21 protein-coding genes and 1 pseudogene are annotated in these 23,515 nt (G+C 59.4%); 15 read left to right on the plus strand and 7 right to left on the minus strand.

What is annotated here, in order from left to right; translation table 11 throughout:
- From GHO41_RS19935 to GHO41_RS19975, 9 genes are all read left to right on the plus strand, one after another.
- A partial coding sequence (locus GHO41_RS19935) for a phosphopentomutase (RefSeq protein WP_153434438.1) occupies positions 1-1,066 on the plus strand: 1,066 nt, incomplete at its 5' end.
- Positions 1,067-1,068: 2 nt separating this feature from the next.
- Complete coding sequence (deoD, locus tag GHO41_RS19940; RefSeq protein ID WP_048372714.1) at positions 1,069-1,779, plus strand: purine-nucleoside phosphorylase; 711 nt, start codon at positions 1,069-1,071, stop codon at positions 1,777-1,779.
- 50 nt (positions 1,780-1,829) lie between these two features.
- A complete protein-coding gene (locus GHO41_RS19945; RefSeq protein WP_153434439.1) occupies positions 1,830-2,918 on the plus strand; it encodes an endonuclease/exonuclease/phosphatase family protein in 1,089 nt (362 codons plus the stop codon).
- Between the two features lie 115 nt (positions 2,919-3,033).
- Complete coding sequence (locus GHO41_RS19950) at positions 3,034-3,654, plus strand: TetR/AcrR family transcriptional regulator (RefSeq protein ID WP_048372709.1); 621 nt, start codon at positions 3,034-3,036, stop codon at positions 3,652-3,654.
- Positions 3,655-3,937: 283 nt separating this feature from the next.
- A complete protein-coding gene (locus GHO41_RS19955) occupies positions 3,938-4,783 on the plus strand; it encodes an ABC transporter substrate-binding protein (RefSeq protein WP_153434440.1) in 846 nt (281 codons plus the stop codon).
- Between the two features lie 83 nt (positions 4,784-4,866).
- The gene (locus GHO41_RS19960) at positions 4,867-6,375 is read left to right on the plus strand and encodes an amino acid ABC transporter permease/ATP-binding protein (protein WP_153434441.1); all 1,509 of its coding nucleotides are present in this window, start codon (positions 4,867-4,869) and stop codon (positions 6,373-6,375) included.
- A complete protein-coding gene (locus GHO41_RS19965; protein WP_048372704.1) occupies positions 6,372-7,058 on the plus strand; it encodes a GntR family transcriptional regulator in 687 nt (228 codons plus the stop codon). The genes GHO41_RS19960 and GHO41_RS19965 overlap by 4 nt, the downstream gene beginning before the upstream one ends.
- A 14-nt stretch (positions 7,059-7,072) precedes the next feature.
- A complete protein-coding gene (locus GHO41_RS19970) occupies positions 7,073-7,924 on the plus strand; it encodes a DUF1989 domain-containing protein (RefSeq protein WP_153434442.1) in 852 nt (283 codons plus the stop codon).
- Positions 7,925-8,042: 118 nt separating this feature from the next.
- Positions 8,043-8,621, plus strand: coding sequence for a flavin reductase family protein (locus tag GHO41_RS19975; protein WP_153434443.1), 579 nt, complete (start codon positions 8,043-8,045; stop codon positions 8,619-8,621).
- Between the two features lie 114 nt (positions 8,622-8,735).
- Here the strand turns inward: GHO41_RS19975 and GHO41_RS19980 are convergent, their stop codons facing one another.
- Positions 8,736-9,221: an ATP-binding protein gene (locus GHO41_RS19980; protein WP_153391579.1), complete on the minus strand. Its 486-nt coding sequence runs from the start codon at positions 9,219-9,221 to the stop codon at positions 8,736-8,738.
- A 213-nt stretch (positions 9,222-9,434) separates the two neighbouring features.
- Here GHO41_RS19980 and GHO41_RS19985 point away from each other — a divergent pair.
- From GHO41_RS19985 to GHO41_RS19995, 3 genes and pseudogenes are all read left to right on the plus strand, one after another.
- A pseudogene (locus tag GHO41_RS19985) lies at positions 9,435-9,791 on the plus strand (glyoxalase superfamily protein); the annotation flags it as partial.
- 111 nt (positions 9,792-9,902) lie between these two features.
- Positions 9,903-10,436, plus strand: a complete 534-nt coding sequence (locus GHO41_RS19990) for an RNA polymerase sigma factor (protein WP_048372695.1) — start codon at positions 9,903-9,905, stop codon at positions 10,434-10,436.
- On the plus strand, positions 10,429-11,394 hold the full coding sequence (locus GHO41_RS19995) for a FecR family protein (RefSeq protein WP_153434444.1): 966 nt from the start codon (positions 10,429-10,431) through the stop codon (positions 11,392-11,394). The genes GHO41_RS19990 and GHO41_RS19995 overlap by 8 nt, the downstream gene beginning before the upstream one ends.
- A 42-nt stretch (positions 11,395-11,436) precedes the next feature.
- Here GHO41_RS19995 and GHO41_RS20000 read toward each other — a convergent pair whose 3' ends face one another.
- Complete coding sequence (locus tag GHO41_RS20000) at positions 11,437-12,474, minus strand: ABC transporter substrate-binding protein (RefSeq protein ID WP_123749415.1); 1,038 nt, start codon at positions 12,472-12,474, stop codon at positions 11,437-11,439.
- Positions 12,475-12,765: 291 nt separating this feature from the next.
- Between GHO41_RS20000 and GHO41_RS20005 the strand changes: the two genes are divergently transcribed.
- Entirely contained in the window at positions 12,766-15,207 is a 2,442-nt protein-coding gene (locus GHO41_RS20005; protein WP_153434445.1) for a TonB-dependent siderophore receptor, read from the plus strand.
- Positions 15,208-15,315: 108 nt separating this feature from the next.
- On the opposite strand, the gene GHO41_RS20010 is transcribed toward GHO41_RS20005, so the two are convergent.
- Positions 15,316-16,452, minus strand: coding sequence for an NAD(P)/FAD-dependent oxidoreductase (locus tag GHO41_RS20010; RefSeq protein WP_153434446.1), 1,137 nt, complete (start codon positions 16,450-16,452; stop codon positions 15,316-15,318).
- Positions 16,453-16,514: 62 nt separating this feature from the next.
- Here GHO41_RS20010 and GHO41_RS20015 point away from each other — a divergent pair, with 62 nt between their 5' ends.
- Positions 16,515-16,976 (plus strand): MarR family winged helix-turn-helix transcriptional regulator, encoded by a 462-nt coding sequence (locus tag GHO41_RS20015; protein WP_153332029.1) that lies wholly within the window; start codon positions 16,515-16,517, stop codon positions 16,974-16,976.
- 815 nt (positions 16,977-17,791) lie between these two features.
- On the opposite strand, the gene GHO41_RS20020 is transcribed toward GHO41_RS20015, so the two are convergent.
- Positions 17,792-19,282 carry an MFS transporter gene (locus GHO41_RS20020; RefSeq protein ID WP_153434447.1) on the minus strand — a complete coding sequence of 497 codons (1,491 nt, stop codon included), beginning with the start codon at positions 19,280-19,282 and terminating at the stop codon, positions 17,792-17,794.
- Between the two features lie 171 nt (positions 19,283-19,453).
- On the opposite strand from GHO41_RS20020, the gene GHO41_RS20025 reads away from it, so the two are divergent.
- Positions 19,454-20,302: a LysR substrate-binding domain-containing protein gene (locus tag GHO41_RS20025; protein WP_153434448.1), complete on the plus strand. Its 849-nt coding sequence runs from the start codon at positions 19,454-19,456 to the stop codon at positions 20,300-20,302.
- 24 nt (positions 20,303-20,326) lie between these two features.
- On the opposite strand, the gene GHO41_RS20030 is transcribed toward GHO41_RS20025, so the two are convergent.
- The 3 genes from GHO41_RS20030 to GHO41_RS20040 form a co-directional block, all read right to left on the minus strand.
- A complete protein-coding gene (locus GHO41_RS20030) occupies positions 20,327-21,382 on the minus strand; it encodes a linear amide C-N hydrolase (RefSeq protein WP_048372675.1) in 1,056 nt (351 codons plus the stop codon).
- Between the two features lie 24 nt (positions 21,383-21,406).
- Complete coding sequence (locus tag GHO41_RS20035; RefSeq protein WP_256678806.1) at positions 21,407-22,210, minus strand: hypothetical protein; 804 nt, start codon at positions 22,208-22,210, stop codon at positions 21,407-21,409.
- Between the two features lie 163 nt (positions 22,211-22,373).
- Positions 22,374-23,399 (minus strand): GlxA family transcriptional regulator, encoded by a 1,026-nt coding sequence (locus GHO41_RS20040; protein ID WP_153434449.1) that lies wholly within the window; start codon positions 23,397-23,399, stop codon positions 22,374-22,376.
- Positions 23,400-23,515 lie beyond the last annotated feature (116 nt).

The following is a 23,515-nucleotide window of genomic DNA, read 5'->3' on the forward strand; positions in this document are numbered from 1 at the left end:
CCTCGGGCTGGGGCATGCCGCTGCATTAAGCGCCGGGGTGTTCCCGCCCGGCCTGCCCGCCGATAGCCAGGTCGAGGGCGCCTACGGCTTCGCCCGTGAGCTGTCCAGCGGCAAAGACACACCGTCCGGGCACTGGGAAATGGCCGGTGTGCCGGTGCTGTTTGAGTGGGGTTACTTTACTGAACAGCAAAACAGCTTCCCGCCCGAACTGCTGGAGGCTTTGATCGCACGGGGCAATCTGCCGGGCATTCTCGGCAACTGCCACGCCTCCGGCACCACTATTCTCGAGCAATTGGGCGACGAGCATCGGCGCAGCGGCAAACCGATTCTCTACACCTCGGCCGACAGCGTGTTGCAAATCGCCGCCCACGAGGACGACTTTGGTCTTGAGCGGTTGCTGGCCCTGTGCGAAATCGCCCGTGAATTGTGCGATGCGTACACCATCGGCCGGGTCATCGCCCGGCCCTTCAAAGGTGATAGCCCGAGCACCTACGTGCGCACGGGCAACCGCCATGACTACACCGTGCCGCCGCCCGCCCCGACCGTACTTGACCGCTTGTGCGAAGCCGGTGGCCAGGTATTTGCCGTGGGCAAGATCGGCGATATTTTTGCCCACCGTGGTATCAGCCGTTTGTACAAGGCCGACGGTAACGATGCGCTGTTCGACGCCACCCTCAACGCACTGGCCGAAGCCCCGGACCGCACATTGATTTTCAGCAACTTTGTCGACTTCGACATGCTCTACGGCCATCGCCGTGACATTCCCGGCTATGCCGCAGCGCTGGAGGCCTTCGACCGGCGCCTGCCCGAGTTGCTCGCACAGATGCGCCCTGACGATCTGCTGCTGCTTGGCGCCGACCATGGCTGCGACCCCAGCTTTGTCGGCAGCGATCACACCCGCGAACACATTCCCGTGTTGGCCTGGGGCGCAGGCATTACGCCTGGCAGCCTCGGCGAACGCGATAGTTTTGCCGATTTTGGCCAGACCCTGGCTGATTTCTTCAGGCTACCGCCATGCTCCCATGGGCGGTCTTTTCTTCACGAAACACCGGCGCGAGGCAACTGATCATGGCCACTGTGCACATCAACGCCGAACCTGGCGCCTTTGCAGACACCGTGCTGATGCCCGGCGACCCGCTGCGCGCCAAGATGCTCGCTGACACCTACCTGAGCGACGTGGTGCAGGTCAACGGCGTGCGTAACATGCTGGCCTACACCGGCCGCTTTAACGGCCAGCGGATCTCGGTAATGGGCTCCGGCATGGGTATCCCCTCGGTGTCCATCTATGCCCATGAACTGTTCAGCCAGTTTGGCGTGGAGCAGATCATCCGCGTCGGCAGCTGCGGCTCGGTGCAGCCCCACGTCCAGCTCAGCGAGCTGATCATCGCCATGGGCGCCTGCACCGACTCCAACGTCAACCGCAAACGTCTGGCCGGCCATGACTTTGCCGCCATCTGCGATTACCGCCTGCTTGAACGGGTGGTGCGTCAAGCCGACAGGCAAAAATTGCCGGTACACATCGGCAATATTTTTTCCGCCGACCTGTTCTACGAACCTGAGACCGGGCTGTTTGAACGCATGCAAAAAATGGGCTTGCTGGCCGTCGAAATGGAAGCGGCCGGGCTGTATGGCGTTGCCGCCGAGCTGGGTAAAAAAGCCCTGACCGTCCTCACCGTCAGCGACCACATCCTCACCGGCGACAGGCTCAGCGCCCAACAACGCCAGGACGACTTCCACGCCATGATGCAATTGAGCCTGGAGGCGCTGACCACTCCGTAACCCCTGACGCTTAAGACCAAAACTCCCCTACTTGCCTGGATCGATCCACCATGAAATTCCTCCGTGCCCCTATCGCCATTGCGCTGAGCGTCCTGTGCCTGAGCGCCTGCACCCCCCATCACAGCGCCGACACAGCGCGGGTGTCGCTGATGACCTATAACGTCGAAAACCTCTTCGATACCGTGCACGACGAGGGCAAGGACGACTACGCCTACCTGCCCCTGAGCGTCAAACAGGCCCACCCGGAATACCTCGCCACCTGCACCAAAATTGACGTTGCGGCGTGGCGCAAGGAATGTGAAGAAAACGACTGGACCGACGCCCTGCTCAACGAAAAACTCAAACGCCTGAGCGCCGTCATCCAGCAGATCAACCAGGGCCGTGGCCCGGACATTCTGATGCTCGACGAAGTTGAAAACATCAACGTGATTGAGCTGCTCAACAGCCACCTCGGCAAGTCGGACTACCAGACCCGCGTGCTGATCGAAGGTTGGGATGCGCGGGGTATCGACACCGCCGTGCTCAGCCGTTTACCGCAATGGGACAAGGCCCGCCTGCACCGCGTGCCGTACAAAGCCCTGGGCAACGAAGACCAGGAACGCGTGAGCAAAACCCGCGGCATCCTTGAAGTGCGCTTGCTGCTGCCGGGTGGCCAAAAAGCCGCCGTGTTCGCCGTGCACCTGCCATCTGGCGGCGCTCCGGGCTACCTTCGCCAGCAAGCCGTGGCGTATCTGGCACACCTGAAAAGCGAACTGCCAAGCGATGTGCTGCCCATTGTCGGCGGTGACTTCAACATCAATGCCGGGGAAGAAAAACAGAATGGCTATATCGCCAAAGACCTGGCCAGCACCTGGGCAGTCTCGCAATTCATTGGCTGCAATGACTGCAAAGGCAGCTACTACTACCACACCAAGCGCGAGTGGTCGTTCTTCGACATGTTGCTGTTCCCCAAGCAAATGACCACGGCGGGCGGCTTCAATGGCTGGCAAGTTGACCCGGCAAGCATCCGGTTGGCCAACCATAGCCCGTACCAGGTCAATCGCTGGGGCAGCCCGGCACGTTTTGACAGTGCCCGGCATGCCGAAGGCGTGTCTGACCACTGGCCGCTGTACGCAGAAATATTCCGCCCTGCGCCTTGAAAAAGCGGGCCGGTCGGCCGTCTGTTCAGGCGGCCGACCTGATTTTTGTAAATGATTTGAACTATGCTACGCACGCATAGGCCCGAGCTGATCCTTCGCCCGAATATGGAATTCGATGACCAATCCTAAAGTTAAAATCCGCCGAAAAAACGTCGAAAAAATCCTTTTAGCCGCGGAGAAAATTTTTGCCGAACAAGGCTATGCCGGGACCAAAATGGCCGACATTGCCCTGCATGCCGAACTGCCACGCTCCAACCTGCATTACTACTTCACCACCAAGGAAGACCTCTACCGCGAAGTGCTGGTTAACCTCCTCGGCACTTGGGATCTGGAAGGCGACTGCTTTGTGCAGTTCGACGACCCGCGCGTGGTACTGACCAGCTACGTAATGAAAAAAATGACCCACTCGCGTTTGCGCCCCCACGGCTCAAAACTCTGGGCCAACGAGATCATGCGCGGTGCGCCCCTGTTTCAGGACATGCTTGAAGAACACATGTCCAAGGGCGCCAAATTCATGGAAGAGAAGATCCGCCAGTGGGTTGAAGAAAAACGCATCAACCCGGTCGAGCCCTCTGCCCTGCTGTACATGATCTGGGCCTCGACCCAGCACTACGCGGACTTCGACTACCAGGTCAACGTGCTCAACGGCCACCAGCCGCTGTCAGACCAACAGTTCGACCAAGCGGTACAAACCATCACCACGGTCATCCTGCGCGGCATCGGGCTGGAGCCGTAGGCTGCCCTTACCCCCCGTTGCCTCGCGATTTTTCAAGATCAAAAGATCGCGAGGCAAGCTCGCTCCTACACATTGATTACCCCACACCCGCCCCAAAACGTGGCGCCCGGTAACAAATCGCACCGCTTAAGCGCACCTTCCCCCCTCCAAAAATCATTTATCTGACTCTAAAGCGCTCTTTCGCACGCCAAAAATAATAGTTGGCACGAAACACGCTTACTCACTAATAACAGATTGTTGAACAATCATTGCCGCACTGCTGTCACCCACCGAGGATACGAAGATGCGTAAAGGTCTGATGAGCAAAACCACCAAGCACACCCTGGCGCTGACAGTCGCCCTTGCGTGTTTAGCGCCGCTGGTATCGGCGGCAGAGGTCAAAGGCACGCTCAAACAAGGGGAGCTGTCGATCGGCTCCGACCTGACCTACCCGCCTTACACCTACCTGGATCAAAAACAACCTGCCGGGTTCGACCCGGAGTTCATCCAGTTGCTCGGCCAGCAATTGGGGCTGAAGCCGCGCTTTCTCGATACCCGCTTTGCCAACCTGATTCTCGGGGTCAACGCCCAGCGCTTCGACGTGGTGGCTTCGGCGCTTTACGTCACCCCGGAGCGCGCCAAGCAGGTCGACTTTGTCAGCTACCTGAAAACCGGCTCATCGCTGATGGTGCTCAGCGGCAGCGACTTCAAGCCTCAGCAACCCCAGGACTTGTGCGGCAAGCGCGTCGGCTCGATCAAAGGCGCCTCGTGGGTGCCCAAGCTCAACCAGGTTTCCGCCGAATACTGCCTGCCCCATGGCAAGCCAGCGATTGAGTCCCGCGAGTTCCCGACTTCGCCGGAAGCCACCCAGGCCCTGCTGTCGCGCGCGGTCGACGTGCAAATGGAAGACCCGGCCGTGGCCAAGATCACCGTCGAAAAACTCCAGGGCAAAACCGTTATCAGCTCCAACGAACTGATTTACCCGGTGGTCATCGGCCTGGCCGTGCGCAAGGGCAACCAGCCGCTGCTGGAAGAACTGACCGAAGCCCTCGCGCAAATCAAGCAGAACGGCAGTTACGGCCAACTGCTCGCCCGCTACAACCTGGCTGAACCCACGGCTCAGGAAGTCAGCACGGCATTGGGCAACTGAAACACCCCGTGAGGCGTAACCGGTAGCGGATTCCCCGGTGTTTCCCTACCGGCGCAACGATCACAGACATTCGGAGCAAGCACATGCAATTCGATTGGCATTACACCCTGGGCCTGTTGTGGAACGGTGACTTCTGGCGGGCCGTCGCGACGGTGGTTGAACTGAGCCTGGAAACCTGGGTGCTGGGGATCATCTTCGGTTTCTTTCTGGCCCTGGCCAGACAGTCGCAACGCCGCTGGCTGCGCAATGCCGCGGGCCTGTATATCTGGTTCTTTCGCAGCCTGCCGCTGCTGGTCCTGCTGATTTTTGTCTACAACCTGCCGCAGGTGTTTCCGTCCACCAGCGTGGTGTTGTCCAACCCCTACAGCGCCGGGCTTATCGCGCTGGTGCTCAGTGAAGCGGCGTATATCGCCGAGATCCACCGTGGCGGGCTGCTGGCCGTGGTCAAAGGGCAACTGGAGGCCGGCAAGGCACTGGGCGTCGGCTATAAAGGCATTCAACGCCTGATTGTGGTGCCCCAAGCCTTGCGTGTCGCGCTGCCCACCCTGGCCAATGAATACATCACGATCGTCAAACTGACCTCGCTGGTGTCGGTGATTTCGCTGTCAGAAATCCTTCTGGTAGGCCAACAGCTTTACACCCAGAACTTCCTCGTGATGGAGACCATGCTAGCCGTGGCGTTCTATTACGTGCTCATCGTCACAGTGTTCAGCCGCCTGCTGCACCTGCTGGAAAACCATCTGGACGTGACCCGCCGCAAACCCAAAATCATCGCCCCGGCGGAACTGGGCCAAGTGGTTACCCGGCGTAACAGCGATCAGGCTGCCCCTGGCGAATTCGCCCTGCAAGCGCAAAGCGTGCGCAAGTCGTATGGCGAACTGGAAGTGCTCAAAGGCGTGGACCTGAATGTGCGCTGGGGCGAAGTAGTGTCGATCATCGGCCCTTCCGGCTCGGGCAAGACCACGCTGATCCGCACCATGAATGGTCTCGAAAGCCTCGACCATGGTCAGATCACCCTGCAAGGCCAGCCATTTCTGCGCGGCACGCAAGACCCCGAAGGCCCGCTCAGCCACAAAGTACACATGCAAAACATTGTGCACGTGGGCATGGTCTTCCAGGGCTTCAACCTGTTTGCCCACAAGACCGTGCTGGAGAACGTGATGCTCGCCCCGGTCTATCACGCCCACGGCGCGGGTGAAGAACTGCGCCTGCTGAGCCTGGCCCTGCTGAAAAAGGTCGGCATGCTCGACCACGCCGGCAAATACCCGCATCAACTGTCTGGCGGCCAGCAACAACGGGTGGCCATCGCCCGGGCATTGGCCATGCGACCTTCGGTGATGCTGCTTGACGAACCCACCTCGGCCCTCGACCCGGAACTGGTCGGTGACGTGCTGGCGGTCATCGAAGAGCTAGCCCGCGAAGGCATGACCATGGTCATCGTCACCCACGAAATGAACTTCGCCTTCAAGCTTTCGGACCGCGTGGTGTTTATGGAGGGCGGCCAGATCATCCAGGACGCGGCGCCACGCGAGATGCTCGAACAACGCAGCGAACGCATGACCAAGTTCCTCAAAGACGTACAGCTTGCATGAGCCCAAGGAGTCTCAGCGTGAATCAACCCAAGGAAAAAAGCCTGTCCCTGTCGGATCAGGTCGCCATCGAATTGCGCGAAGACATTATTGGCGGGCGCCTGCTGCCGGGCATGCCGCTGACAGAAAGCGAACTGGTAAATGCCTACAACGCCTCGCGCAACACCGTGCGCGAGGCCCTGCACCAGTTGGGCCGTGAAGGCCTGACCAGCTACGTACGCAACAAAGGCGTGATGGTACGGCGTATGGGCATCGACGACGTGCGCGACATTTTCAATGTGCGCCGCACCCTCGAATTACAGGCCATTGCCGCCAGCAAACCGCTGCGCGAGTACCAGTCCGACTTGATGCTTGAAGCCATCGAAGCCGCGCAACTGGCCCAGGACCGGGAAAACTGGCAAGCCTTCGGTACCCACAGCTTGCGCTTTCACCAACACATCGTCGGCTTGCTGCGCAGCCCGCTGTTCGATGAGTTTTTCACCCAGGTCGCGGCGCAAATGCGCCTGGTGTTTTCCAGCGCCCCCAGTGAAGAAAACTTTCAGAAACCCTGGCTCGAACGCGACCGGCAGATCCACGACCTGCTCGCCGAAGGCAACAAGAAAGCCGCCGAGGAAGCCATGAGCAGCTACCTCAATGATTCCGAAACCGTGCTGTTGGACATTCTTGCCAGCACGCCCAAACCCTGAGAAGAGGACCCACTATGTACAAGGACTATCCAGCGGCCTACCAAGTCAGCAAAGGTGCCGCGCTACAAGTCGACAAGCCTTTCTATGACCGCGTGCGTGAATCTGCCGACAAACGCACCCTGATCGAACAGTTCGAAGTGCCGATCCGTACCGGCCGTGCCTGGAAAGTACCCGCAGGCCATGTGTTTCGCGTGACCACGCCGGTAGGCCCGCAAGTCGGCGACTTCAACATCTGGAACGCCAACGACCCGCGCGAGCACATGTGGGCCGCCCGTACCCGCCAGTTGCAGGGCGCGCACGTGACGACCTATGACCGCCTGTGGTCGAACCTGCCATTTTTGCGGCCTTTGGTGACCATCACGGACGACAGCCTGGCCGATTACGGCATTGATGAACACGGCGGCCGCCTGCACGACTTGCTCGGCACCCGCTGCGACCCTTACGTCAACAAGATGCTCACTGGCGAAGACTTTCATCATCACTGCCACTCAAACCTGACCCGCGCAGTCCTGCCCCACGGCCTGACCGAGTTCGACGTGCATGACGTGCTGAATATCTTCCAGTGCACCGGCCTGAACCACGACGACATGTACTTTATGAAGGCATGCCCGGCAAAACAGGGTGATTACCTGGAGTTTTTCGCCGAAATTGACGTGCTGTGCGCCCTGTCGACCTGCCCTGGCGGCGACCTGTCATTGCCCATGTGGGGCCCGGACGCAGAAGACCCGCTCAAGGTCTGCCGCCCGCTGGGCGTAGAAATCTACAAGCTCGACGAGTCGCTGCTCGAAGGCTGGAAGCAACCCGAGCGCGCCGCCTATAAGGGCAATCACGGCTTGCTGATTGCCAAGGCTGAGTGGGAAAAGTAATACCCCTGCAACCGTGCACGTGTAACCCGCAGCGGCGCCGTCAACGCCGGCCCGCTGACGGGTTTGCACAAATCAGTCATTATCTGCTCCCTACCCGGCCCTCTTTTCAGGAGCAAGAATGGACAAGCACATTGCCGCCGTCCCGCTGGACAAAGCCTATCGACTGATCAACCACGGGCCGACCATTCTGGTGTCGGCGCGCCATGCTGGCGTGCAAAACGTCATGGCGGCCTCGTGGGCCTGTGCGCTGGATTTTGCCCCGCCCAAGCTCACCGTGGTGCTGGACAAGAGCGTAAAAACCCGCGAACTGGTGGAGCACAGCGGCTTGTTCGTGATTCAGGTGCCGACCGTGGCGCAAATTGAACTCACCAGCAAAGTCGGCAGTTTGAGCCTCAACACCGACCCGAACAAACTCAGCGACAGCGGTGTAGAACTGTTTGCTATTGAAGGGCATGACCAGCCGTTCGTACTCGGGTGTTCGGCATGGCTGGCCTGCAAATTGATACCCGAACCGCACAACCAGACGGCCTACGATCTGTTTATAGGTGAAGTGGTCGGTGCCTGGGCAGACACCCGCGTCTTCAGCGACGGCCATTGGCACTTCGAAACCGCCGACCCGGCCTGGCGCAGCCTGCACTACATTGCCGGTGGCCATTACTACGCAACCGGCGAAGCGCTGGATATTGACGAGGCCTGACCCTCGCTACGGGTTGTACGCGATCAAATTGTAGGAGCGAGCTTGTCTCGCGATCTTTACGGCCGATGCTCGACCGATCGCAGCCTTCGTGCCTCGTCAGCGACTACAGGGCGGTTAGGCGTTATGTCTAACGACGGTTAATCCTTCTTGCTCATCCGGGGCCTTGAAGTAACGGGTGATCAAGTCGAACTCTGCATCGGTGGCGGCAAACTCATGCTCGCCCTTGGCGTTGCGCGCGCGCAATCGGGCGCGGCAGGTATCGTCATCGACGTCCAGGTAATGCAGACAATGCGCAACCTGTACCTGATCAGCCAAGGCCCGCAGCCATTGGCGGTCAGCGACGGTGTTGGCCGGAAAATCCAGCACCACGCTGACACCGGAACCCAGCAGGTCGATCACCAAGGGCTGTAACACGTCACGCAGGCGCCGGGCGCAGCGCAGGTAATCGGTTACCGAGCGAATCTCCTCAGGGTAAAGCGCCGCCAGCCAGCGATCTTCGCTAATCAAAATCGCCGCATGCTCTTCGACCAACGCCTTGGCCAGGGTCGATTTGCCCGAAGCGATCTTGCCGCACATCAAATGCAGAACGGGGGTGGTCATAAGCAGCCTTCCTGAAGGTGAGCCAAAGATCATGCCCAACCGGTATCGGGCCAGCAAGCAATGCCCAGCCGAAACACGCAACTTTCACCTTTGCGCCCGCTTGGTTATGCTCGGCGCTGGCTGATGCTGCCCGCCCTTTTGTCTCTCTTGAGCATCAAGGCTTGGCAGCGCGAGCATCCAGACATGTCGGTGACAGGAGGCAGCATGTTTTCAATCGAATTTGAAAAACCCATTCCCATCTTGCGAATGTTTGACGAGGCCAAGGCGCGGGAGTTTTATCTCGAGTTTCTGGGCTTTGACGTGGAGTTCGAGCATCGCTTTGAACCTGGCATGCCGTTGTACCTGGGCATCAGCCGTAACGGGCTTGAACTGCATTTGTCGGAACATCATGGCGATGCCAGCCCGGGTTCGACGCTGTTTGTCCCGATGCACAATATCGAGCTGTTTCACGCTGAGTTAACAGCTAAACACTATGGTTATGCGCGCCCGCAAATCGTTCAACAGGACTGGGGCCAAGTGTTGGAAGTGCACGACCCTTTCGGCAACCGCATACGGTTCTGTCAACGCTGATCGGCCCACCCTCGCAGACTGATAAAAAATTATGTGGAAATGATACTGGTTCTCATTAGAATGCTCCCCGAGCACGCTGGATTTGCGTGGGAATGGCGGGAGCGGTTCAGCATGAGTACAGAGGACAGTCAGCAAAAACTGAGCGAGCTTTTCATCAACCAGCGGGTTTCGCTGGTGCGGATGCTCTCGCGGGTGGTGGGCTGCGCCAGCCTGGCAGAAGACCTGGCGCAGGAAACCTATGTAAAAGTGGCTAATGCGCTGAAAACCCGGCCAGTGGAGTTTCTGCACCCTTTTTTGTATCAGACTGCCCGCTACCTGGCCTTCGATCACCTGCGCAGCTTACGCAGCAAAAGGCGCTTCGAATGCCAGGTCAGCGATGAGCGCCATTTGACCGAAATCGCTACCACCGCCCCCGGCCCGGACAGTCAGCTGCAAGGCCAGCAGTCCCTGAAGCAGTTTCAGGCTGCCCTCAAGACCTTGCCCAAGCGCCAGCAACAGATTCTGGTGCTGAGCCGATTACAGGACCTGTCCAAAGGAGAAATCGCCCAGCGCCTGGATGTTTCGATCAGTACGGTTGAAAAAGATTTGCGTACTGCGCTTAATGCCTGCGCCAAAGCCATCCAGAAGCAAGCCGCCCATGACTGACTCACCCACCGCCCCTGTTGTGCCCAGCGAGCACGTGCAACGTCAGGCAACCGACTGGTTCGCCCAGCGCGAAGAAATGGCCCGGCAACCCGCCTTGCGTCAACGCTTTGAACAATGGCGTATGGCAAACCCCGAACACCGCGCCGCCTACCAGACCCTGGAAAACCTGTGGCAAAGCCATGCGTTCGAGCAGGCGCTGCGCAGCCTTGACGTGGATCTCGACCTGCCCGTCGCCCCGCCCCACAAGCCGCGCAAGGTGTGGGCGTTTGCCACAGCAGCGATGCTGCTGCTCATGCTCACCAGCGCCTGGTTGTCCGACCTGCCGATGCACCTGCGCGCCGACCAAATGACCGCCGTGGCAGAGGTCAGACACCTCACCCTGGGCGATGGCTCGCAGATTGTGCTGGGCAGTAACAGCGCCATCAGCACCGACATCAACGCCGATCACCGGCGCATCCGCTTATTGCGGGGTGAGTTTTTTATCGAAGCCTCCCATGATCCATCGCGCCCGCTAGAAATCGACGCCGCCGACGCCCGCGTCACCGTGGTCGGCACCCAATTCAGCGTGGCCCTGCAAGGCGAGAACGTTACCGTCGCAGTACGTGAAGGCAAGGTGCGCTTTACCGACAAGGCCGGCGAGCAAAGCCTGTTGCAGGCCGGCAACTGGCAACAGTTCGAAAACGGTCATTTGCAAGACCTCAACAGCGACGGGGCTGAACGGCAAATGGCCTGGGTACAAGGCCGACTGTCATTTCAAGACCAGCCGCTGGCGCAGGTGCTGAACACCCTCGGGCGTTACTACACGCAGCCCATCCTGTTGTTCAACGAAGCGGCGGCCAAACACCGTGTCAGCGGCAATTACCAACTGAACAACCCCGTGGCAATCGTTGAAGCGCTGAATAAGGTCACTTCAACCCAACTGACGCGTTTGCCCGGTGGCATGCTGGTGATTCATTGAGACAACCGCCATGGCACACCCACCATGGCGGTGTCATTCAGGTTAGCGCGAGGCCCAGGCGTTGAAACGCTGTTCCAGTTGCTCGCCGTGATCGGCCCAGAACAGCGCATCTACCGGGATCTGCTGCGCCAGGTTGGCAGGCGCGGTGGGCAGTTCGGCGATCCGGGCCTTGTCGAGCAGGTCCATGGCGCGCATGTTGGCGGCGCCGTAGTCGATGTTTTCGGCGAAGTTTTTCTGCTGCTCAGGCTCTAACGTAAAAGCGATGAACTCGCGGGTCTTGTCTTGGTGCTTGGCGCCTTTGGGGATGGCCCAGGAATCGAACTCGTAGAGCCCGCCGTTCCAGACCAGGTCCAGGTCATACTTTTTCTTTTGCTCGGCCGAGAGCCGTCCGTTGTAGACGGAACTCATCACCACGTCCCCGGCAGCCAAAAACTGCGGCGGCTGGGCACCGGCCTCCCACCATTGAATGTGCGGTTTAATCTGGTCCAGTTTGGCAAAGGCACGGTCCTGACCGGCCTTGGTCGCCAAGGTGGTGTAGACCTCGGCAGGCGCAACGCCGTCAGCGATCAAGGCAAACTCCAGGGTCGATTTGGCCAGCTTGCGCAGGCCACGTTTGCCCGGGAATTTCTCGACATCCCAGAAGTCCTGCCAGCCGGTAGGCGCCTCTTTCAGCTTCTTGGTGTTGTAGGCCAGTACCGTCGAGTAGACGAGAAAGCCGATGCCGCACGGCTGGATGGCGCCCGGCACGAAGTCTTTGGGATCGAGGCCGATTTGCGCCGGATCGAGGGTTTCGAACATGCCCTCGTCGCAGCCGCGGGCCAGCTCGGCAGACTCCACCTCCACGGTATTCCAGGACACGCTGCCGGTGTCGACCATGGCTTTGACCTTGGCCATTTCCCCGTTGTATTCACCGGAAATCACTTTGCTGCCATCGGCCTTTTGCCAAGGCTTGTAGAAGGCTTTTACTTGGGCGTCCTTGTTGGCGCCGCCAAACGAAACGATGGTGAGGTCGGCCGCGAGGCCGTGGCTGGCAGTGACGATCCCCGTTGCCAGAACTGCGAATTTCAGAGCTTTGATCATTATTGTTATCTCCTACTGTTCAAGGGTGATTGCACATCACTCGAATGGGTCTTGCTCTCCTGTTGCGGGCTGAATGAACGTCGTAAGGTGGCACGGTGCTATTGAGGGTAAAAGTCTGCTTTCCTGATGCTTGGATCGGTTTTGACTAAACAATGGCAGGCTCCCACGCACTTCATTGCAGGTAGAAGCGCGCCCCGCGCAAAAAAATTTCAAAAAGTTTTACGGCTTTCGTGAGCTCAACCCGTCAAGGTGTTTGTTATTGCAAATACTTCCTATTCACTCGGGGCTCGCATGTACTTTCCTACCCTCAACACCACCTATGCACGCAGCGCATTGGCGCTCGCTGTTTTCCTCGCATACAGCAACGTTCAGGCCGTCGAGCCCGCAACCACCTCCGTCAGCAATACAGCGCTGGACACCCACAGTTTCGCGATTGCGCGCCAGCCGCTGGCCAACGCGCTGGACCAACTGAGCACCCAGAGCGGGCTGCAAATCGCCTACTCCGCAGACATGGCCCAAGGCATTACCTCGCCGGGCGTCAACGGCACCATGACCACCCGCCAGGCCTTGACTCAGTTGCTGAGCGGCAGCGGCCTTGAAGCTCAGTCGAGTGGCGAAAATGCCGTGGTGCTGGCGCCGGTGCCGCAAACCGGTTCGGCACTGGAACTGGGCGCGACAGCGGTCACCAGCAACCTGCTGGGGACCGTGACCGAAGGCTCGGGGTCCTACACGCCGGGCACCATCGCCACCGCCACACGTTTGGTGCTGACACCGCGTGAAACACCGCAAACGGTCACCGTCGTCACCCGTCAGCACATGGACGACTTCGGCCTCAACAACGTCGACGACGTGATGCGCCACACCCCCGGCATCACCGTGTCGGCCTATGACAGCGACCGCAGCAACTACTACGCACGCGGGTTCTCGATCAGCAACTTCCAGTACGACGGCATTCCGTCGGCCACCACCAACGTCGGCTATTCGTCGGGCAACACCTTGAGCGACACGGCCATTTACGACCGTATTGAAGTGATCAAGGGCTCGACCGGTCTGCTCACAGGAGCTGGTTCGTTGGGCGCGGTGATCAACCTGGTGCGTAAAAAACCCACCTCCGAGTTCAAAGGCCATGCCACGCTCGGTGCGGGCTCGTGGGACGACTACCGCAGCGAAGTAGACGTAAGCGGCCCCCTGACCGAAACCGGTAACGTGCGTGGCCGCGCAGTCGCGGCCTATCAGGACAAAAACTCGTACCAGGACCACTACTCGCGCAAAACCTCGGTGTTCTACGGGATTCTCGAATTTGACCTGACGCCCGACACACTACTGACCGTGGGCGGCGACTATCAGGACAACAAACCCATGGGGTCGAGCTGGTCCGGAAGCTACCCGCTGATCAATTCCAAGGGCGACCTCAACAGCGTCAAACGCTCATTCAACAACGGCACTGACTGGAGCAACTGGAAGCAATACACCCGCACCGTGTTCGCCACGCTTGAGCATGACTTGGGCGAAGGCTGGGTGACCAAGCTGCAACTGGACCACAAGCTCAATGGCTACGATGCGCAAATGGGCTCGATCCAGGGTGACTATCCGTATGAAGACGGCACCACCCCGATCAACGCCCAACGCTACGTTGGCAACACGCGCAGCAACTCGGCCGACCTGTATGTGAGCGGCCCCTTCCAGCTGTTTGGTCGCGAACATGAAATGGTCCTTGGCGGCTCGATCAGCTCGGCCCACTGGAAGGGTCAAGGCTACTGGAACCCCATCTACCAGGGCACCAACCTGGTGGACTTCAACAACTGGGACGGCCACGCCGAAAAACCGGCCTGGGGGCCTGTTGGCCAATACACCGATGACGTGATTCGCCAGACCGGCACCTACATGACCACCCGCTTCAACGTTACTGATGACTTGAAAGTGCTGGTCGGTGGCCGCGTGGTGGACTATCACATGACCGGCAACACGCCGTCGTACCGCGAATCCGGGCGCTTCATACCTTATGTCGGGGCCATTTACGACCTGAATGACACCTACTCCGTGTACGCCAGCTACACCGATATTTTCATTCCGCAAGAAAACTACAACCGCGACCGAAATGATCGCCTGATTGATCCGGACAAAGGCGAGAACTACGAAGTGGGGCTCAAGGCCGAGTTCCTGGAAGGCCGCCTGAACGCTAGCCTGGCTTACTTCGAGATCAAAGAAAGCAACCGTTCAGTACCCGATGATGCCTACAACAACCTCAAGCCGACCCCTTCCAACTATGCGTTCACCGGCACCAAAGCCCGGACCAAAGGCTTTGAATTTGAACTCTCGGGCGAATTGAGCCCTGGCTGGCAGGTACAAGGTGGCTACACCCACAAGATCGTGCGCGACGACAACGGCGAGAAAATTTCCACCTTCGAACCGCAGGACCAGTTCAAGGTGTACACCAGCTACAAACTGCAAGGCCAGCTGGACAAATTCACCGTGGGTGGCGGCGCACGCTGGCAGAACACCGCGTGGCAAAACATCTGGAACTCCCCGCACGGCCAGTACGAGAAGTTTGAACAGCCGGACTACTGGGTGGTTGACCTGATGACCCGTTATCAGATCAGCAAAAACCTCTCGGCCACGGTGAACGTCAACAACCTGTTCGACAAATACTACTTCACCAACATCGGCTTCTATAACTCGGCGGTGTACGGCGAACCGCGCAACTTCATGGTGACCACGCGCTGGGATTTCTAACGCAGTTCTCTGTAGTCGCTGACGAGGTACGAAGGCTGCGATGCGGGCCGCAGGACCGCCGTCTGGGGGCGCTTCGCTCCCCATCGCAGCCTCATGCTTCGACAGCGACTACAGGCGTTGTTTAAAGTGCTCCAGCGAAAGCTCCAGCCCCACATGAGACAACGCGGTGGCCACTGCCTCTGCAGCGTGGGTCGCCGGCTCGATCACCCGCTCAAACATTGCGGTTTCAGCCGCCCTTACCGCTTCGCGCCAGTCATCACTGTTTACCAAATGGCGCGCAAGCTCGGCCGCATCAAGCATCGCCGCATTCACCCCTTCCCCACCAAATGGCGACATCACGTGCGCTGCATCTCCTATCAGGGTGAGTCCGTTCCGGTTGGACCAATGATGCCCTACGGGCAGCGCATACAATGGCCGTGCAACCAGCAGGTCGTTACTGGCCCGGATCAAATCAGTAAACACCGGCGCCCACCCGCTGAACTCCTGCTCAAGCCGGGCGCGTGCCGTTGCCGGTGAGCTGAACGCAAAGGTCGCATCGGCCCAGCCTGCCGGCACCCGAAACATCGCATAACCGCGCAAATGTGCATGGGCATTGCGCTGCACAATCAGCCCGCGACCGTCGCCTTGCACATCCATTTTGCCGGGCCCCACCAGCGCGGATAACGCCGGGTAGCGGCTGTCAGCCGAATCGATGCCAAACTCAACCAGCGTCAACCCCGTATAGGCCGGCTGATAACGTGACAGCAACGGCCGCACCCGTGACCACGTGCCATCTGCACCCACCACCAAGTCAAAAGGCCCGACCGTTTCGCCCTCGAACACCAGCTCCCATGTACCGCCCTCACGGGGCTGCACGCGCTGCAAGGTCTTGCCCCACTGAACGGAGGGCCCAGCCAGTGATTGCAGGAGCATCTCGCGCAGCGCCGTCCGGTCAACTTCCGGGCGCTCGCCCTGCGCTGCGGTGTCATCCGTGGCGTAAATCAAACGCCCGGTCTTGTCATACAGGCGATCGCCCTGGTCCTCATAACGGGCAATGCCCATGAACGCTTCGGACAACCCCGCGCACTCGATGGCGTGCTGCCCGGAACCGACATGCAGGTCGAGCGTGCCGCCCTGCGGTCGCTCATGGGCATGCGCCTCACGCTCAAACACCGTCGTCTGCACACCGTGCTGCTGGAGGATCCGCGCCAGGGTCAAACCGCCAGGACCGGCGCCAATAATGGCAATGCGAAGTAATTGAGTCATGGACACGGCGCCTCATTCAATTTATATAGGCACCTATATAGCACGCTCGAGTAGCCATTTACATGAACACACTAGATTGGGATTTGTTCGCCAAACCGGCCCCGCTGATCAACATGGCAGCGCGCAGCTTTGCCCGCTTGGGCGAGCGGCGCCTCAAAAGCCTGGGGCTCAATGTTGCTCAGGTCCCGGTGCTCTACCTGCTGCGCAATGGCGAGGCGCTGTCACAGAAAAGCCTCGCCCAATTGACCCGGGTCGAACAGCCGTCCATGGCGCAGACCCTGGTCAGAATGGAACGTGAAGGCCTGATCCAGCGCACCCCAGCCCCGGATGACCGCAGGAGTCAACTGATTTCATTGACCGGCGCCGCACTGGCAAAACTGCCCGCTGCCCGCGAAGCGCTGGATGCGGGCAGCAGCCGCGCCCTGGAAGGTTTTAGCGACGCAGAGGCGGCAACACTGCTGGCTTTACTGCGTCGCCTCAACCAGAACCTGGACCGGATGGTGATTGAAGAAGCGCTGCTCTAGCGCCGGGCACTGGCGGTGCGAAACACCCACAAACTGGCCGCCATCGACAACCATGCCTACGCACCGCAATTCTCTGTAGTCGCTGACAAGGTACGAAGGCTGCGATGCGGGCCGCAGGACCGCCGTCTGGGGGCGCTTCGCAGCCTCATACTTCGGCAGCGACGACAAGTACAGCCATGCCCACGCGCCGCAATTATCTGTAGTCGCTGACAAGGCGCGAAGGCTGCGATGCGGGCCGCAGGACCGCCGTTTGGGGGCGCTTCGCTCCCCATCGCATCCTCAAGCTTGGGCAGCGACTACAAGTACAGCCATGCCCACGCGCCGCAGTTCTCTGTAGTCGCTGACAAGGTACGAAGGCTGCGATGCGGGCCGCAGGACCGCCGCTTGGGGGCGCTTCGCTCCCCATCGCAGCCTCATACTTCGGCAGCGACTACAAGTACAGCCATGCCCACGCGCCACACTTCCCTGTAGTCGCTGACGAGGCACGAAGGCTGCGATGCGGGCCGCAGGACCGCCGTCTGGGGGCGCTTCGCTCCCCATCGCAGCCTCATGCTTCGACAGCGACTACAAGTACAGCCATGCCCACGCGCCGCAATTCTCTGTAGTCGCTGACGAGGTACGAAGGCTGCGATGCGGGCCGCAGGACCGCCGCTTGGGGGCGCTTCGCTCCCCATCGCAGCCTCATACTTCGGCAGCGACTACAAGTACAGCCATGCCCACGCGCCGCAATTCCCTGTAGTCGCTGACGAGGCACGAAGGCTGCGATACGGGCCGCAGGACCGCCATTTGGGGGCGCTTCGCTCCCCATCGCAGCCTCAAGCTTGGGCAGCGACTACAGTACGGTCTCGAAATACCCACAAACTGGCCGCCATCAACAACCATGCCGCCATCGCGCCATACAGCATCACCCAGCCGAAGCCGTGGGCCAATGCCGCGCCCTGCCCTGCGCCATTGACGCTACCCGCTGAAATGGTCTGCGCCAGCACGCGTAATTGCTCCTCATCGACCAGGCCGGTCACGCTGCCACGCAACGAAGACAGCGTGCCTTGCACGAGGATAAAACCCATCAACGCGATGTTCACCGCGAGGCTGATCATGCGCGCGCTGATGTCGATGCCCGAGGCCATGCCTGAGCGCTCGCTGGGTACAGAACCGGTGGTGGTATTGGTCACCGGGGTGTTGGTCAGGCCAAGTCCGGTCCCGGCCAGTACGCAACCGGCCAGCATGGTCAGCCAACTGGCCTGCTCGACGCTGCTGCCCCATTTCATTAACAAAAAGCCCAGGCCGATGGTGAACAAACCCACGGGAATAACCCTTTCGGCGCGGTAGCGCAGCGCCAGACGTTCGCCAAATGGCGGCACCACCAACGTCGGCAAGGTATACGCCAGCAGGGCCAAGCCGGTACCCACACTGCTGTAGCCCAGGCTGTTTTGAAAGTACAACGGCAGGTAGATCATAAAAGGCCAAAAACTGAAGTTCATCGCCGCAGCGCCAATCAGCGCGCCCGAAAAACGCCGAATACGCAGGACCGAAAAGTCGAACATCGCATCGCTGCCACGGCGCTGCGACCCTACAAACACCGCAAAACTCAGCACCGCCGCGAGCAAGCTGAACAGGGCCTCGCGGGTGCCAAATCCGGTGACCGCACCTTGAGTCAAAAACCACGAAAGCCCCAGAACCGCCAATGACAGCGACGTAATGCCCAGCACATCCAGACGCCGACGTTGCGGGTCTTTGGACTCGTCGACCCCGGCGATCACCAGCAGCAGCGCCAGCACGGCAATCGGCGCATGCACCAGAAACACCCATTCCCAACTCGACACGGCGACAATGCCCGCGCCAATGATCGGACCAAAGCCCAGGCCAATGCCGAAGACAATGCCCCAGGCGCTGAAGGCTTTCCCCCGTGCAGCCGCTGACTGAAACCTGTGGGAGAGCACCGCCACCTGGCAGATCAACATCGCCCCTGCCGCCATGCCTTGCAGAAAACGGCTGGCAATCAGCACATCATTGTCGGGTGCCAGGCCGCAGCTCAACGAGGTGATGCCGAACAGCACCAGGCTGATCATAAACACGCGTTTGCGCCCGTAACGATCCGCCAGTGTGCCGATGGCCATCAGCACCATGGTGCAGGCGATGGTGTAGGCATTCATGATCCACTGCAAATCGCTGAAGTTACTGTGCAGCTCTGCCTCAAGGGTAGGCAGGATGGCCGGTACGCTGGATATTTCGAGGCCAAACATCAGGGCTGCAATGCACACGGCAGCCAGGGTAAAAGCATCTTTTTGTGCGGGGGAGAACAGCATGGCGATCTTCCAGATCAAAGGGATGGGTACTGGCAAAGGCTCCATAAGGTATTGCTGCCAGCATCACCCGAGGTGTCTTCAGGCGACCGCGCGCATTCTGCGAGCAATTAAAAAATGACAAAAATGATTTAATTTCGTAGGTTTTATTAACTTTCATCATGAGTGGGCCAAATGGATTTCGACCCGGCGCTGTTGCGCGCCTTTATTGCAATCAAAGAAACCGGCAGCTTCACCCGTGCCGCAGAGCGGATGCACATCAGCCAATCGGCCATAAGCCATCAGATCCGGCGTCTCGAAGAACAGGCCGCCACCAAACTGCTGAGCCGCACCACGCGCAGTTTGACGCTGACCGAAGATGGCGAGGATTTTCTGCGCCACGCCGAATGCATCCTCAAGGCACAGGACGCGTTGATCCGCCGTTTTGCCACCTCATCGGTGTCAGGTGCCGTGCGCTTTGGCCTGCCCGAGAACTTTATCGGTGACGGTTTGCCGCCGTTGCTGACGCGCTTCACCCGGCAATTCCCGGCCGTGCGCCTGGACGTCACGGTCTGCCCTTACCTTGACCTGCGCGCGCAGGTCGACACCGACAAGCTCGATCTGGCCGTGGTGCTGGCACTGCCGGGCAGCCCGCCGGGGGGCACGGTTTTGCGTGAAACTCACTTTGTCTGGGCGGCTGCGCACGACTTCGAGTTCTCAGGGGAGAACCCGCTACCGCTGGCCTTTGCCCCCATGCCTTGTGTACATCGGCAAGTGGCCATCGACGCGCTGCAAGGCTCCAGCGTGCAATGGCGGGTGGCGTTCACCTCACCCAGCCAGCAAGGCTTGCGCGCAGCGGTACTGGCCGGGCTGGCCGTGACCGCTTTGCCCTTGGGTGATCTGGAACCCGGCATGCGCGTGATTGACGGCCACTACGGCCTGCCAGCGTTGCCCGAAGCGGACTTCCGGCTTATCTGGAGCACCACCACCAAAACCCCGGCGGCCTGCGCATTCGGGCAATTGCTGATCGGTGAATGTGAATGACAGGCCTCGCAGAAACAGCCTGTATCAAGCGCCCTCAAACTTGAACGGCGCTGCCACTTCAAAGCGGTCCGACACTTCGCCAGAGAAGATGTTGCTCTGATTCGGCCCCAGATCGAGCTTTTTGACCTTGCCTGTGGCTTGGGACAGATCCAGTTTTTTCAGGTCCACCCAGAATGTATTCGGGGTGACGGCCGACTCAAAAAAGTACAGCCCCTGCTTGTGGTCGATAACCGAGCGCCAACGGGTCGAGGAGATATTCGGCTCGCCGGGGGTGGTGATGCCGTAAGGCACCGACACGTTGCGGATCACGCTAAACACGCTGGCCAATGACAAACGCGCATCTTGATCCTTGGGCACCGCGTTCACGTAAAACGACGCACGCGCAAAACGGTCCGCAGACCGGTTGGTGCCGGGCAACATGACCGTGCCGCCAATCGCCTGCCAGTAAGCGTTCATCGCCAACTGGGCCTCGAATGCCGGGGAGTTGGTCATCACCTGATACTTGCGGCTGTGATGAATCACTTGCTTGCCGTCGATGTATTCAATGATCGCACTGTCGCCCGAGGCATCAGACATCGACAGGTGCAGCGTGGCCAGTCGGCTTTCGCCCGGCACTTGCGCAGTCACCACATTGAATGGCTCGGTTTTGAGCACTTCAACGGCCTCGGCTACGGTGCTGAAGTTGTCCAGAACGTATTGCGCCCAAGCGGCAATGCTCAAGCCGGGTTTGTCCTTGTTGAACGGCGGATACTCCGACTCCACCAGCCACAAGACGTTGGCCGCGAGGCCGGCTTCGTTGACGCCGTCAGTGGTGGAAATGTCGTAACCGCTGGCAATCAGGCTGCCGTACTTGGAGGTCCACTTGACGGACGAAGGCCCGACTTCACCCGTACGTTGCATGCCCTTGGGAAACACCCACAGGTTGGTCGCAACGTCGGTTTTCCAGTCCATGGAACGGGCCGTGATCACGCTGTGATCGTCGCCCAGGTACACCAGCCGGGTGCACGCCTGAGCCAATGGCAGAGATAAAACAAACCCTGATACCGCCAGTACCAGCGCTTTGAGAACAGGCTTTTTCATTCCGTTGATCCTTGCAAAAACAGATTAGAAACGCATGGACAAGCCCAACACCGGGCCGCGCTGAGTCACATCGTATTTAAAGGTGTTGCCGGTAAAATCCCGGCTTTTGTATTCCTGCGCCAGCACCCGATAACCGACCCGCACAATCGTCGGGTTTTCGAACAGGTACAGGCGATAGCCGAGGTAAGCCTGGGCGTTGTAGGTCTTTTTCGATGAAGTATCAAACCCGCCGGTGTCCGCCGCGCCAGACAGCGTCCAGCGATCGGTCAGGTCAGCCTGCATGCGCAGCCCTACAAACGGGTCGGTCCACTCGGTTTTTTTCTTGGTGCTGTAGCCCACCGGGTCGATCTCGACCTTGGTCGACAGCTTGGTCCAGCGCAGCCCCGCCGTGGGCTCAACCCGCCAGCTACGTGGCTCGCCAAACACATTGTTGCCGCCTAAAGCGTATTCATACACCCGGTAATACACGCCCCCGGCCAGGGTGCTCTGAGTGATGTCCAGGCCGATTTTCTGGCCGTAGGCACGTTCAGACTGGCTGGTCTTTGCGTAGACCCCGTCCAGGTAAAAGCCCAGTTTGCGGTTGGTGACTTCCAGGTTGCCCATAAAGACCCGGTTGAGATTATTGAAAATCTCGCGAAAGCCAACATCCGCCTTGGCATCAACCCCGCCCAACGCGACCTGACCATTCATGGCCGGGGCCCAGACAAAAGGGCTGACCAATACCAGCCATTCATCTTTATCAGCCCTGGATTTGCCCTGAGAATCGTCGGCATTTGCCGTCGTGTAAACGCCCATTAAAGGCCAGGCAATGCACATCATTCTGAACATCTGCTTAGCCGCAACTAGCCTCAGTGTCATCGCTTTCGTCTTCCTGACTGCAAGTTCTAAATTTCTGACCACTGTGTATAGCACAGCCATCCTGAACCGCTAATGCATGCCCGCGAAAACCTGGAGCGAGCGTGCTCGCGGTCTTTAATTCATCGCCCAGCCGCTATTTAACCAGGCGTTTTTCCTTGGACGGCCGATAGCCAAAGTAGGCGCTGTAGCATTTGCTGAAATGACTGGGCGAGACAAATCCGCACGCCACCAGCACATCAACCTGGGACAGTTCGGTGTGTTGCAACAAGCGGCGCGCTTCGGTAATGCGCAGCTCCATGTAATAACGCTGTGGCGTGGTGCCCAGCTGTTCCTTGAACAACCGCTCAAGCTGGCGACGCGAGCGCCCCGCGTACACCGCCAACTGTTCCAGTTCCAGCGGTTCTTCAAGGTTGGCATCCATCAGTTTCAACACTTCACGCAAGGGCGCGCTGACGCTGATTTTTTCGGTGGGTTTGATACGTCGATAACGCGACTCTTCAAACGCCAGAATGTCCTCGACCCCTTCGACCAGCGCTTTGTCATGCAAGCTTTTGATCCAAGCAAGGGCCATCTGAATCGCCCCTGAGGGGCTGGACGCCGTGAGCCGGTCGCGGTCAATTACAAAAGGCTCGCTGGTCACATGTGCCGTCTTGGACACTTCGGCCAACGCCGGGCGATGCTCAGGGTGAATCGCACATCGATACCCCTCCAGCAACCCCGCACTGCCAAGAAACCAGGCGCCATTCCACAACCCGGCCAGGGTAATGCCCTGTTGCGCAGCGGTTTTAAGCACGTGGGTAAACGCCTCATCGCTGTTCAGTTCAGTGCGGTAGCCGCCACACACCACCAGCACATCAAGCGCGTTGAGCTGCGACACATCAAGCTGCGAATCGGGCCGGATCACCAGCCCCAGGTCACTGACCACCTCGCCTTGCACCAGACCGAAAGTCTGGGTGGCAAACAACCCTGGGCGCAACAAGTTGGCGGTGATCAGCGCATCCAGCGCCTGGGTAAACGCAGGCAAAGAAAAGTGCTCAAGCAGGACAAAACCCACGCGCACCGTTGGCCGGTCCAGCCCCGGGTTTTCGGTTAGATAGCGCAGGTTCTTGCCTTTAAGGCCTGCACTGAATTGACGACGCTCAATCACGATTCGATCCATCTGGTCAGGTTAACGAACAGCCGCATGTACCGGGCCGATCATACCTGCACAGGTATCGATTATCAGAACAATGCTGACTTCACCCGTGAAGGGTGAATACCTGCATTCGCCAAGCA

Origin of the sequence: Pseudomonas sp. FSL R10-0399, assembly GCF_009600165.1 — a bacterium.
Classification (GTDB): domain Bacteria; phylum Pseudomonadota; class Gammaproteobacteria; order Pseudomonadales; family Pseudomonadaceae; genus Aquipseudomonas; species Aquipseudomonas helleri.